Consider the following 12,097-nt stretch of genomic DNA (forward strand, 5'->3'; position numbering starts at 1 on the left):
GCCTTCCCTCTAATTGGGCTTCAGCCGCCTAGCGGCGCGGCCGGATGACCTTGTTGACGCAGGACAGCCCGTTCAGCGCCGACATGATGCGCGTCAAATGTTTCAGATCGCGCACGTCGAGATCGATTTGTATGTCATAGAAATCCACGTCGCGCTGCGCCAGACTCAAATTGGTAATGTTCGACCCGTAATCGGCAATCAGCATGGCGATGTGGCCGAGCGACCCCACCTCGTTGCGCGCGATCACGCGGAGCTGGGCCGTGAAGGTCTGCGGATTTTCCGGGTCCGTTTCCCAGGTAAGGTCGATCCAGCGCTGGGATTCCTCGTCGAACTCCTGAAGCGCCGACGCATCGATCGGATAGACCGTGATCCCCTCGCCCGGCGTCAGAATACCCACGATGCGCTCGCCCGGCAGCGGATATGTTTCGGGCGCGAAACGGATTGCCAGCCCCTCGCTGCGGCCCGTGAGCTTGACGGCGGAAAGCCCGTCCTTGCCGTTGGCCGCCTTTTTTAGTCCGGTCTTGGCGAATTTGGTGCCCTCGAACTCGGGATAGACCACTTCCAGCACGCGGCCCGGATCGAGCGTCCCGTCGCCGACGGAAGCGAAAAGCTCCGTCAGGTCCTGCTTGCGCAAGGCGCCCAGCGCGCGCTCCAGAACCGCGTCGCTCGACTCCTTGCCCGCGCTGTCGAACACGCCCTTCAGGATCTGCTTGCCGAGGCGGCTGAACTCCGCCTGCTTGCTCGCCCGGATGGAGCGCCGGATGGCCGAGCGCGCCTTGCCGGTGGCGACGAACGCCTCCCAGGCCGGCGACGGACGCTGCGCGGCGGACCGGATGATCTCCACTTCGTCGCCATTCTTCAGGACGGTCCGCAACGGCAGATGCCGCCCGTTGATCTTGCAGCCCACGCAGGTATCGCCGATGTCGGTATGAACGGCATAGGCGAAATCGATGGGCGTCGCGCCGCGCGGCAGCGTGATGAGCAATCCCTTGGGCGTGAAGCAGAAGACCTGGTCGGAATACATCTGGAGCTTGGAGTATTCCAGAAACTCCTCCGGCGTGCCGCCATGCTCCAGCATCTCGACGAGCTGCCGGAGCCAGCGAAAGGTCGCGGCGAATTCCTGCGTCGCCGCCGCATCGCCCGCCGCTTCCTTGTAGATCCAGTGCGCCGCAATACCGAGCTCGGCGACCTCATGCATCTTCTTCGTGCGGATCTGCACTTCCACGCGCTTGCGCAACGGCCCGATCATCGTCGTATGAATGGAGCGATAGCCGTTGTTCTTCGGCGTGGAGATGTAATCCTTGAAGCGCCCGGGCACCATCGGCCATGAGGTGTGAAGAATGCCCAGCGCGCGATAACACTCTTCCTCGCTATCGACGATGACGCGGAAGCCGAAAATATCGGAAAGCTGTTCGAGCGAGATGCCGCGGCGCTCCATCTTGCGCCACATCGAATAAGGCCGCTTCTCGCGGCCCGCCACGGTGCAATGAAGGCCGTGCTCAGCAAGTTTCGCGATCAGTTCCTCGCGAATGTTCTCGACCGCGTCGCCGCTTTCCTCGCGGAAATCGTTGAGACGCTTCAGAAGCGTTTCGCGCGCCTCGGGATTGAGTTCCTTGAAGGCGAGGTCTTCCAGCTCGTCGCGGAATTCCTGGATACCCATACGGCCGGCCAGCGGCGCATAGATCTCCATCGTTTCCTGCGCGATGCGCTGACGCTTTTCCTGCGACTTGATGAAGTGCAGCGTGCGCATGTTGTGCAGGCGGTCGGCGAGCTTCACCAGCAGCACGCGAATGTCGTTCGACATCGCCAGCATGAATTTGCGGAAATTCTCCGCCTGCTTGGAATGCTCCGATGTCAGCTCGATCCGGGTGAGCTTGGTCACACCGTCCACAAGCTGGGCGACCTGCGGACCAAAAAGCTCGGTCAGTTCGTCCATCGTGCTGCCGGTATCTTCCACCGTGTCGTGGAGAAGCGCCGTCACGATGGTGGCACTGTCGAGCTTGAGGTCGGTCAGGATGCCCGCGACCTCGATGGGATGGGAGAAATAGGGATCGCCGCTCGCCCGCTTCTGGCTGCCATGCTGCTTCATGGCATAGACATAGGCACGGTTGATGAGCGCCTCGTCCGCCTTGGGGTCGTAGGCCAGTACGCGATCCACCAATTCGTACTGACGCATCATCGTCAGCGCTCTCCTTCACTCCATCAACGGACCGAAACAGGCCCGAAACGCAAAACGCCGCCCATCACCTTTCGGCCGGGCGGCGTCTCGAAAACTTCGCGGCACTGGCGGGGCGGACGCCGCGCCTCACACGATCAAACGTCCGATTCTCCGTCCTCGGCATCCGAGGATTTCTGCTGCGGCGAATCGATCTGGCTCTGGATCGCGCGCAGAAGGTCTTCCTCGCTCATACGCTCGCCGCCTTCCTCGCCGGAGGTGCCGAACGTATCCGGCACGGCCTCGGCCTCTTCGGAACCCGCCAGCAGAAGCTGCACATTTTCGGTTTCGGTGTCTTCCGACTCCACCCGCTTCTGCATGCTGCCGATCAGGTCTTCGCGAAGATCGTCGGGACCGACCGTCTTTTCGGCGATCTCGCGCAGCGCAACGACAGGATTCTTGTCATTGTCGCGGTCGACGGTCAGCTCGGAGCCCGCGGACATGGCGCGCGCCCGGTGGGCGGACAGCAGAACCAGCTCAAAGCGGTTCGGGACCTTGTCAACGCAGTCTTCAACGGTCACGCGGGCCATTCATGCAACTCCAGTTCAGGCGAATGCGAAAATCTTGCTCTCATATAGGCACAGCGGCGGCGGAAAGCAATGAAACACGGGCACTTACGCCATTTATTGCATCGCGTCAAGGCTTTAGCGGCTCAATCCTCCGAAGCGCATCCGGCGGCAACGCCCCGATCAGTGCATCGACGTTTTTTCCCGTAACCGGATGCCGCCAGCCCGGCACCACATCCTTCAGGGGCACGAGAACGAAGCCCCGCTCCGCAATGCCCGGATGCGGCAACGCCAGAGGCAGCGGCCCGGTCCCCGCCTCAACGCCCCGCTCGCCCTCGGCGGCCACCACCTGCCCGCGATAGTCGAGCAGGTCGAGATCGAGCGTCCGCTCGAACCATCGCAGACGCCGCTCCCGGCCGAAATGCCGCTCGATCTCATGCAGCTCGGCCAGCAAGGCCTCCGGGGCCCTGTCCGTCTCCACCTGCGCGACCGCGTTCACGAAATCCGGCTGCTCATGCGGCGAGACGGGCGGCGTGCGATAGAAACGCGACACGGCCACGACTCGGATGCCCCGCCCGTCCATCTCCCGCAGCGCCGCCTCCAGCGTCCGCCGCGGCGATCCGTATTCCGTCGGCAGGTTCCCGCCAAGCGCGATCAGAATGACGGGCTCGTCCCGCGCGCCGGGAGATGAAGGCTTGTTCATGAAATCCGAAACTCCTTTTCAGCGGAAAACGGCAAGGCTATAGGTGAACCCGCATCCGGCGCCCACTGGCCGGATCGCGGTTGAACGCTTCCCGATCTCCGGAGAATTTATACTCATGACATTTTACCCGAACGAACGCGTCGCCCTTTTCATCGACGGCGCAAACCTCTATTCCGCCGCGCGCGGTCTCGGCTTCGATATCGACTACAAGAAACTTCTCGACCATTTCCGCGCCAAAGGCATTCTCGTCCGCGCCTTCTACTACACCGCTCTTCTCGAAGATCAGGAATATTCCCCGCTGCGTCCGCTGATCGACTGGCTGGACTATAACGGCTATGCCGTCGTCACCAAGCCCGCCAAGGAATTCACCGATACCAACGGCCGCCGCCGCATCAAGGGCAATATGGATATCGAGCTGGCCATCGACGCGCTCGAAATCGCCGACAAGATCGACCATCTGGTGCTCTTTTCCGGCGACGGCGATTTCCGCCGCCTTGTCGATGCCGTGCAGCGCAAGGGCAAGCGCGTGACCGTCGTCTCCACCATGCGGTCGCAGCCGCCCATGATCGCCGACGAACTGCGCCGCCAGGCGGATGTCTTCCTGGAACTCGAAGCGCTTCGCGACGCCGTCGGCCGCAAACATGCCGAACGGCCCCAGCGCGACGACGATGACGACGATTACGACGACGAATATGACGATGACGACGATTACGAGGACGACGACGAAGATACTCGTCCCGGACGCGGCTGATGCCGGCAAAGCCTACCGTCACCGCCTCCCGGCCGGAACCGCCGGCCGATTGCGAGGTCTGCCCGCGGCTCGCCGCCTTTCGCCATGACAATGCGGCGGCCCATCCCGACTGGTTCAACAAGCCGGTGCCTTCATTCGGACCGGACGACGCGCGCTTGCTGATCGTCGGGCTGGCCCCCGGCCTTCAGGGCGCGAACAAGACGGGCCGCCCCTTTACCGGCGATTATGCGGGCGATCTTCTTTACGCGACGCTCGCAAAATACGGTTTTTCGGAAGGCAGCTATGGCGCCCGGCCCGATGACGGGCTGCGACTTCGCGATGCGATGATCACCAATGCGGTGCGCTGCGTGCCGCCGCAGAACAAGCCGACGGGCGAGGAAACGCGCAATTGCCTCTCCTTCCTCTCTGCTCGGATCGCAGCCATGCCCAACCTCACCTGCCTGCTGGCGCTGGGACGCATCGCGCATGACGCAGTGCTGACGGTACGCGACCTCAGAAAGTCGCAATACAAGTTCGCGCATGGCGCATCGCACGATATCGGCGGCGGGCTGACGCTTTTCGACAGCTATCACTGCTCCCGCTACAACACGAACACGGGCCGCCTCACCGAGGCGATGTTCCATGACGTGTTCGATCTGGTGGCGGCACATTTGGGGAAGTAACCCCGGACCGTCATTGCGAGCGTAAGCGAAGCAATCCGTCCTTCGAGACGGGCCTTGCGGCCCTCCCCAGGATGAGGCCGTCTTTTCCGGTTCCTCATGCTGAGGAGCGGCGGAGCCGCGTCTCGAAGCAGCTTCGTCGGCTCCGCCTCCTCGCAATGACGAAATCTAGCCGTAGCGCTGCTCCGTCCACGGATCGCCTTCATTGTGGTAGCCGCGCTCTTCCCAGAAGCCGGGCTTGTCCACCGCGCTGAACTCGATGCGGCGGATCCACTTCGCGCTCTTCCAGAAATACCATTGCGGCACGATGGCGCGCACCGGCCCGCCATGTTCGCGCGTCAGCGGCGCGCCCTCCCAGCTATGGGCGATCAGCACATCGGGCGCCAGAAACGCCTCCAGCGTGAGATTGGTCGTATAGCCGTCATAGGCATGAAAAACGACATGCCGTGCGTCCGCCTTGGGTCGGACGAGATCGACGATCGCCCGCGACGGCACGCCCGCCCAGCGATTGTCGTAGCGGCTCCATGTCGTGACGCAATGAATGTCGCTGACATCTTCCGCCTGCGGCAGCGCCATGAACTCGTCGAAGGAGAGCGTGACGGGCTTTTCGACCAGCCCCTCGATCCGCAGCTTCCATGTCGCCTTGTCGAGATCGGGCTGCACACCGAGATCGAGCACCGGCCATTTCTCGACCAGATGCTGGCCCGGCGGCAGACGGTTCTCGTGAGCGCGGTCCGGCGCACCCGTCAGATGGCGGCCCTCTTCCGCCGTCTTCTGCTTGGAGCGGATGAGCTTGTCCTTGATGCGTCCGAGAAGATTTGGGTCATCGTCGTCACTCACGATCCGTCTCCACGCTTTCTGCCCTGGGGGTGTCTTTCCGGCGCAACTGGGCAAAGACAACGCCGCCCAGAATAAGGGCAAGGCCCGCCAGATGATAAAACCGAAACGGCTCGCCAAGCAAAAACACGGCAAGCAGGCTGACGAGAATGGGCACGAAGTAGAGCGTGAGCCCGGCCCTGGACGCCCCCAGAAGCTCCACGCCCCTGTTGAAACAGACATAGGCAAGGATCGAGGGGAAGATCGTCACATAGAGTACGGCCAGAATGCTGTCCCAGCCGAGCGTGAAGGGCTGCGTGTGGAAGCTCTCCCAGATATAGAGCGGCAGGAGTGCGACCCAGCCCGTCATGAAGGTCAGGCTGAGAAAGGTCATGGGATGGATTTGCGGCCGCCAGCGCAGGCCCACCGAATAGGCCGCGTATAACACTACGCCCGCAAAGACCCACGCATCGCCCTCATTGAGGGACAGCGCCGCAAGCCGCTGCCAATCGCCCTTGAAGAGCGTGACGATCACCCCGGCAAGCGCCAGCACCATGCCGGCAAGTTCCCGCCAGCCAGGCCGTTCCCCGAGAAAGAGCAGAAAGACGACGATGATGGCAGGCATCGCCGCCTGCAGCAGACCCGCATTGATCGCCTGCGTATTGCCGAGCCCGATATAGAGACATGTATTGAAGGTAGCGATGCCGATGACGCCCAGCGCCACGATGACCGGCCAACTGCGTTTCAGGGCTTCGCGGTCATTCAATACGGGCCGCCATGCAAAAGGCAGCAGGACCAGGAAGGCGAAAAACCAGCGCCAGAAGGCAAGCCCGATTGGCGGCACGGCCGTCACCGCGGCGCGCCCCACGATCGCGTTTCCCGCCCAGAACAACGCCGTAAAGAAAAGAAGAAGCCAGGGCCGCTGATACATCCACCGGCCTGCCCCCAGCACCGCGCTCACGGCCTAGCCCCTGTCGCGCAGGAGGCGCGCCTTGTCGCGCTGCCAGCTCCGTTCCTTCATGGTCTCGCGTTTGTCGGCGTGCTTCTTGCCCTGAGCCAGCGCGATCTGGAGTTTGGCGAGCCCCCGGTCGTTGAAATAGAGCCTGAGCGGCACGACCGTCATGCCCTGACGCTGCGTCGCATTCCAGAGCTTGGCGATTTCCTTCTTGTGCAGAAGCAGGCGGCGCGGGCGGCGCGGCTCGTGATTGAACATGCTCGCGGCCTGCTGATATTCGGGGATGAAGCAGTTGATGATCCGCGCCTCCCCGTCCTTCACCTCCACATAGGCCTCGTTGAGGCTCGCCTGCCCGCCGCGCAGCGATTTCACTTCCGTGCCGAAAAGCTCGATCCCCGCCTCGAAGGTCTCGCCGATGGCATAGTCGTAGCGCGCGCGCCGGTTGTCCGCGATCACCTTCGATCCGTCACCGGCTTTCTTCTTTGCGCCACCGCTCTTTGAGGACATGGGGTCTGTATCAGTTCAGCAGGCCCGCGTGCCGCATGGCCCCGCGTACCTGCTCCTTGGTGGCGTCGGAAATGCCGATCAGCGGCAGGCGCAGTTCGTCGCTGCAAAGCCCCAGCTCGCTGAGCGCGAACTTGGCGGGCGCCGGATTGGATTCCACAAAGAGCGCAGTATGGAGCGGCATCAGCCGGTCCTGAAGCTCCAGCGCCTTCGCAAAATGACCCGTCAGCGTCGCCTCCTGAAATTCCGAACACAGCTTCGGCGCCACATTGGCCGTGACCGAAATGCAGCCGACGCCGCCATGCGCATTGAAGCCCAGCGCCGTCGCATCCTCGCCGGAAAGCTGGCAGAAGCCCTCGCCCATCGCCTCGCGCTGCAGGCTCACCCGGGCGAGATTGGCGGTCGCATCCTTCACGCCGTGGATATTCTTCAGCTCGAAGAGCCGCGCCATGGTCTCCACGCTCATGTCGATCACGCTGCGGCCGGGGATATTGTAGATGAAGATCGGAATATCGACGGCGTCGTTCACCGCCTTGAAGTGCCGATAGAGCCCTTCCTGGCCGGGCTTGTTGTAATAGGGCGTGACAACCAGCGCCCCGTCGGCGCCCGCCTCCATCGCAAAGCGCGTCAGGCTCACCGCCTCGGCGGTGTTGTTGGAGCCCGTTCCGGCCATGACCGGCACACGGCCCGCCGCCGCCTTCACGCACAGCTCGATTACCCGGCGATGCTCGTCATGGCTGAGCGTGGGCGACTCGCCCGTGGTACCGCAGGGCACCAGCCCGTGCGTGCCCTGCTCGATGTGCCACTCGACCAGTTTCTCAAAGGCAGCCTCGTCCACCTTGCCGTCGCGAAACGGGGTGATGAGAGCGACAAAGGATCCCTTGAACATGACTTGGCTCCATAGCGGGGGCTGGCGTTTTGAAGGCGCGCAACATAACCGTAACTTTCTGAAGCGGCAAGGAAATGCCCCTTTCATGACGATCCCTATTGCAGCGCGAAGTCGTGGCTCTGTAAGCTGAGGACGAAAAGGCAGTCTCGAATGCCGTGGGCCGGGGGGCCGGACGTGCTTTTAGGGTAAATGGGGCCATGAGGCGACGCCTGTCGCAGCGGGGGCCCAATCCTCCAGTGACTGCGAGGTCGTGCCGTGATGGGCCGATATGGAAGGCGTATTTCTTCTCTGACCTGTTTCCGGCTGGCAGCCGCCTGCCTGTTGCCCTGCGCGGCGCTCGGCCTTGCCGCGCCGGCCGGCGCGGCGGAAGTCCCGCTGGCCCGCCCGGCGGCGGGGGCCGCGGCAACCGCCGCATCCGCTCCCACGCCCGTCCCCGCCCCCACGGCCCCGGCCGGCATACTGGACGCTGCCGACTGGAGCCATGTCGCACGCGCCTTCGACCTGGCCGATGACGGCCACTGGACGATATTCGACGGCGAAGCCGCCGCGGTGAAAAACCCCGTCGCAAGAAAGCTCCTGCTCTGGGACAAGCTGGTGGAGAAGGACAGCGGCGCCAAACTCGCCGACATCGCCGCCTTCCAGAACGCCAATCCCGACTGGCCGCTCCAGTCGCTGCTCGACCGGCGCGCCGAGGAGGCCCTTCTCAGCTATTCCGCCGGCGCGCAGGACACGCTGAGCTGGTTTGCCGCCCACCCCCCCGTCACCGGCGACGGCAAGATCCGCTATGGCGAGACGCTGATCCTGTCCGGCGACAAGGAGCGCGGCGCCGACTGGATCCGGCGGGCCTGGACGGAAAACGATTTCTCCACCGCCAGGCAGAAGGAAATCATCGCGCAATACGGCCAATATCTGACGCAGGACGTGCAGATGGCGCGGCTCGCGCGGCTTCTCTGGGAACGCCGCAGCACCGATGCGCGCAAGACGGCGGCCCTGCTGGGCGAAGACGCTCAAAAACTCGCCGATGCGCGCATCCATCTCGCGAGCCGTTCCAGCAAGGCGGAAAACGCGCTGTCCCGTGTGCCCCCCTATCTGCGGCGCGACCCCGGCCTGATCTTCGATCAGGTCCGCTACGAGCGCCGCAAGGGCAATGACACGATGGCCCTGCCGCTGCTGCTGACCGCGCCGGCAAGCCCGGGCGATATGGTCCGTCCCGATAGCTGGTGGGTGGAACGGCGCATCGCGGCCAGAAAGGCACTGGCGGACGGGCTCTTCTCGCAAGCCTACAAGATCGCCTCCGAACACGGCCTCACCGAAGGCGGCGACTTTGCGGAAGCCGAATTCCTCTCCGGCTGGATCGCCCTTCAATATCTGAACGAACCGGCCAAGGCCGCCGCCCATTTCGACCGGCTGGACAAGGGCGTCTCGACGCCGATCAGCAAGGCGCGCGCGAAATACTGGCTGGCCCGCGCAGCCGAGGCCGGCGGCCATGCCGACCGGGCCAAGCGCTTCTATACCGAGGCTTCCGCCTATCCGACGACGTTTTACGGCCAACTCGCCATCGCCGCCGAGGCCGCGCAGGGCGGCGACGGGATGCTGAAACTCGCCAACGACCCGACATTGCCGCAGAAGGAAAAGCAGAGCTTTGAAAAGCGCGAACTCGTGCAGGCGGCGAAAATCCTCCACCAGATCGACCGGCAAAGCACGCTCTGGACCTTCATGCTGCATATGGCGGACCGGCTGAACGACCCGGCCGAACTTGCAGCGCTCGCCGATCTGGCCCGGCAGTTCGGCAATCCGAAGCTCTCGATCCGTGTCGCCAAATCGGCGGCGATGCGCAATATCGTGCTGGCGGACAGGGCCTATCCGACGAACCTGATGCCGAGCTGGAAACCGGTCGGCCCGAGCGTGGAGCCCTCGCTCGTCTATGGCCTGTCGCGGCAGGAAAGCGAATTCGACGCCGACGCCGTGAGCCATGCCGGCGCGCGCGGCCTGATGCAGCTCATGCCCTCCACGGCGCGGCTGGTGGCGCGGCAGTTCAACCTGCCCTATTCGCGCAGCCGCCTGACCGACGCGGAATACAACGCGACGCTGGGCGCCGCCCATCTCGGCGATCTCGTGCAAAACGAGTTCGGCGGCTCCTACATCATGAGCATCGCCGCCTACAATGCCGGCAAGCGGCGCGTCGACCAATGGGTGGACCGATATGGCGACCCGCGCTCCACCGCCGTCGATCCCATCGACTGGATCGAGAACATTCCCTATTCGGAAACCCGCAACTATGTGCAGCGCGTGATGGAGAACCTCGAAGTCTATCGCGCACGGCTGGACGGCAAGGAACAGCCCATCCGGCTCGGCGCCGATCTCCGGCGCAATACCGGACCGGCCATCACCGCCCCACCGCCCGAGCGCAAACCCGACGATTTACCGCTTGTGCGCCCGGCCCCCAAAGGCCATATGGCTCCCGTCGTCGAGGCGGACGATCGCTGACCCCATTTTGTGACGACCCGCGGGAGATAACGCATGCAGCCCACGCCCTACCGGGACTTCCTCTACACCACGCAGGAAGGGCTGAGGCTCTATGCGCGCGACTATGGCGAGCGGACCGCGCCGAAAACGCCGGTCATCTGCCTGCCGGGCCTCACGCGCAATTCCAAGGATTTCGACGCGCTGGCGAGCTTCCTCTCGCATGAACGGCGCGTACTCTGCCCGGACCTGCGCGGGCGCGGCCTGTCGGAATATGCGGGCGGCGCGGACGCCTACACGCCCCAGAACGAACTGATGGACACGCTCGACCTGATGACGGCGGCGGGCATCCATCAGGCGGTCTTCATCGGCACTTCGCGCGGCGGCCTCATCGCCATGCTGATGGCCGCCTTCCGCCCCGTCGCCCTCAAGGCCGCGATCCTCAACGATATCGGCCCCGAGGTCGAGGCAAAGGGCCTGGAGCGCATCGCAGGCTATGCGGGCACAATGGAAACGCCCTCGACCTGGGACGAGGCGGCGGTCAAGCTGCGCATGATGAACGAGCGCGATTTTCCCAACGTCACCGGCGCGGAATGGCGCGCCTTCTCGCAACGCACCTTCGCCACCGATGAAAACGGCGCGCCGAAAATGGACTACGATCCGAAGATCGGCACCGCCATGCGCAAGGGGCTCGACGCCGCCAAGGGCGAGCTGCCCGATATGTGGGCCCAGTTCAAGGCACTCTCCCATGTGCCCGTGCTTGCGCTGCGCGGCGAGAACTCCGACATCCTCTCCGCCGAGACGCTGGCGAAGATGGCCGAGGAACATCCCGCGCTGACGCCGGTCACGCTGCCCGACCAGGGGCACGCCCCTTTCCTCGACAGCCAGCCCGAATTCGACGTCATTGCGGACTTCCTCGAACGTCACGCCCTCTGATTACCGTCTCAGCCGCAGCATCTTCGTCGCCCCTTTCTGAAACTCGTAAGGCACGGGCACCAGCTCGGCCCTTATGCCGTCCCGTGCAAACTGCGCCAGCACACCGGGCAGATGGCTCGACGGGCGTCCGTCGAGGTTGACGAGCGGAAAGACGCGCACCTCCTCCGCGACACGCAGCAGTTCGCGCAGCGCCTCTATGTGGAAAGCGAAATCGAGATCGTCGCCGTAAAGGAACAACAGATGCGATGAGAGCGCGAGGCAGAACGCGTTGTCCGCAAACGGCAGACGCGGCAGTGACGCCTCGACATAGCGCCGCGCAGCTTCACGGCCGTAATCGGCCAGAAAAAGCGCCAGCGCCTCGCGCCTGATCTTCTCGATAGTGTCCGGCGATCCGTAATGCGACCAGCGGAAGCGATAGCGCGCCTGACGCAGGCCCTCCATCATCGCGCCGCGCGTCTCCTCGAAACGCTGCGCGATCGCCTTGCCGGGCAAGGCGTAAAGCGGATCGGCGGCGGTCACCCGCGCGCCCGCGGCCGAGGCTTCCGCCGCGAAAGACGACGGCCCCGCCCCCACATCCAGAACGGCATGGCGAAGATCCGCCTCCTCCAACGCGAAGAAGGCGCGATACTCCCAGAGGCGCCGCCCCCAGGGCACGATCCCGTCCAGTCTGAATTCCTGCTCCATCTCCATCACCGGCTCT

Annotated in this window: 12 protein-coding genes; 4 read left to right on the forward strand and 8 right to left on the reverse strand. The window is 64.0% G+C overall.

Features of this window, described 5'->3' with window-relative positions:
• Positions 1-28 precede the first annotated feature (28 nt).
• From FHS78_RS01305 to folK, 3 genes are all read right to left on the reverse strand, one after another.
• Complete coding sequence (locus FHS78_RS01305; RefSeq protein WP_167089480.1) at positions 29-2,179, reverse strand: RelA/SpoT family protein; 2,151 nt, start codon at positions 2,177-2,179, stop codon at positions 29-31.
• 134 nt (positions 2,180-2,313) lie between these two features.
• Positions 2,314-2,745 (reverse strand): DNA-directed RNA polymerase subunit omega, encoded by a 432-nt coding sequence (gene rpoZ / locus FHS78_RS01310; RefSeq protein ID WP_167089482.1) that lies wholly within the window; start codon positions 2,743-2,745, stop codon positions 2,314-2,316.
• Positions 2,746-2,851: 106 nt separating this feature from the next.
• Positions 2,852-3,424 carry a 2-amino-4-hydroxy-6-hydroxymethyldihydropteridine diphosphokinase gene (folK, locus tag FHS78_RS01315; protein WP_167089484.1) on the reverse strand — a complete coding sequence of 191 codons (573 nt, stop codon included), beginning with the start codon at positions 3,422-3,424 and terminating at the stop codon, positions 2,852-2,854.
• Positions 3,425-3,539: 115 nt separating this feature from the next.
• On the opposite strand from folK, the gene FHS78_RS01320 reads away from it, so the two are divergent.
• Entirely contained in the window at positions 3,540-4,175 is a 636-nt protein-coding gene (locus FHS78_RS01320) for a LabA-like NYN domain-containing protein (RefSeq protein WP_167089486.1), read from the forward strand.
• Positions 4,175-4,837 (forward strand): uracil-DNA glycosylase, encoded by a 663-nt coding sequence (locus FHS78_RS01325; RefSeq protein WP_167089488.1) that lies wholly within the window; start codon positions 4,175-4,177, stop codon positions 4,835-4,837. Before FHS78_RS01320 ends, FHS78_RS01325 begins: the two co-directional genes overlap by 1 nt.
• Before the next feature lie 165 nt (positions 4,838-5,002).
• Here FHS78_RS01325 and FHS78_RS01330 read toward each other — a convergent pair whose 3' ends face one another.
• The 4 genes from FHS78_RS01330 to dapA are packed head-to-tail and all read right to left on the reverse strand — an operon-like array spanning position 5,003 to position 7,998.
• Positions 5,003-5,674: a sulfite oxidase-like oxidoreductase gene (locus FHS78_RS01330; protein WP_343041913.1), complete on the reverse strand. Its 672-nt coding sequence runs from the start codon at positions 5,672-5,674 to the stop codon at positions 5,003-5,005.
• Positions 5,667-6,611 carry an EamA family transporter gene (locus FHS78_RS01335; protein WP_167089490.1) on the reverse strand — a complete coding sequence of 315 codons (945 nt, stop codon included), beginning with the start codon at positions 6,609-6,611 and terminating at the stop codon, positions 5,667-5,669. The genes FHS78_RS01330 and FHS78_RS01335 overlap by 8 nt, the downstream gene beginning before the upstream one ends.
• A gap of 3 nt (positions 6,612-6,614) precedes the next feature.
• Entirely contained in the window at positions 6,615-7,112 is a 498-nt protein-coding gene (gene smpB / locus FHS78_RS01340) for an SsrA-binding protein SmpB (protein WP_167089492.1), read from the reverse strand.
• Between the two features lie 10 nt (positions 7,113-7,122).
• Positions 7,123-7,998, reverse strand: a complete 876-nt coding sequence (gene dapA / locus FHS78_RS01345) for a 4-hydroxy-tetrahydrodipicolinate synthase (protein WP_167089494.1) — start codon at positions 7,996-7,998, stop codon at positions 7,123-7,125.
• Between the two features lie 258 nt (positions 7,999-8,256).
• Here dapA and FHS78_RS01350 point away from each other — a divergent pair, with 258 nt between their 5' ends.
• Entirely contained in the window at positions 8,257-10,485 is a 2,229-nt protein-coding gene (locus tag FHS78_RS01350) for a lytic transglycosylase domain-containing protein (protein WP_246220316.1), read from the forward strand.
• A gap of 33 nt (positions 10,486-10,518) precedes the next feature.
• Positions 10,519-11,397 (forward strand): alpha/beta fold hydrolase, encoded by an 879-nt coding sequence (locus FHS78_RS01355; protein WP_167089498.1) that lies wholly within the window; start codon positions 10,519-10,521, stop codon positions 11,395-11,397.
• On the opposite strand, the gene FHS78_RS01360 is transcribed toward FHS78_RS01355, so the two are convergent.
• Positions 11,398-12,087: a hypothetical protein gene (locus tag FHS78_RS01360; protein WP_205305149.1), complete on the reverse strand. Its 690-nt coding sequence runs from the start codon at positions 12,085-12,087 to the stop codon at positions 11,398-11,400.
• Positions 12,088-12,097: the final 10 nt, after the last annotated feature.

The organism is Parvibaculum indicum (assembly GCF_011762095.1).
Taxonomy (GTDB): domain Bacteria; phylum Pseudomonadota; class Alphaproteobacteria; order Parvibaculales; family Parvibaculaceae; genus Parvibaculum; species Parvibaculum indicum.

What these genes read in the sequence shown, in the direction of transcription:
- FHS78_RS01305 (WP_167089480.1), bottom strand. Translation starts at nt 2,179, where the DNA reads ATGATGCGTCAGTACGAATTGGTGGATCGCGTACTGGCCTACGACCCC.
- dapA (WP_167089494.1), bottom strand. Translation starts at nt 7,998, where the DNA reads ATGTTCAAGGGATCCTTTGTCGCTCTCATCACCCCGTTTCGCGACGGC.
- smpB (WP_167089492.1), bottom strand. Translation starts at nt 7,112, where the DNA reads ATGTCCTCAAAGAGCGGTGGCGCAAAGAAGAAAGCCGGTGACGGATCG.
- FHS78_RS01355 (WP_167089498.1), top strand. Translation starts at nt 10,519, where the DNA reads ATGCAGCCCACGCCCTACCGGGACTTCCTCTACACCACGCAGGAAGGG.
- FHS78_RS01320 (WP_167089486.1), top strand. Translation starts at nt 3,540, where the DNA reads ATGACATTTTACCCGAACGAACGCGTCGCCCTTTTCATCGACGGCGCA.
- FHS78_RS01360 (WP_205305149.1), bottom strand. Translation starts at nt 12,087, where the DNA reads ATGGAGATGGAGCAGGAATTCAGACTGGACGGGATCGTGCCCTGGGGG.
- FHS78_RS01325 (WP_167089488.1), top strand. Translation starts at nt 4,175, where the DNA reads ATGCCGGCAAAGCCTACCGTCACCGCCTCCCGGCCGGAACCGCCGGCC.
- folK (WP_167089484.1), bottom strand. Translation starts at nt 3,424, where the DNA reads ATGAACAAGCCTTCATCTCCCGGCGCGCGGGACGAGCCCGTCATTCTG.
- FHS78_RS01350 (WP_246220316.1), top strand. Translation starts at nt 8,257, where the DNA reads ATGGGCCGATATGGAAGGCGTATTTCTTCTCTGACCTGTTTCCGGCTG.
- rpoZ (WP_167089482.1), bottom strand. Translation starts at nt 2,745, where the DNA reads ATGGCCCGCGTGACCGTTGAAGACTGCGTTGACAAGGTCCCGAACCGC.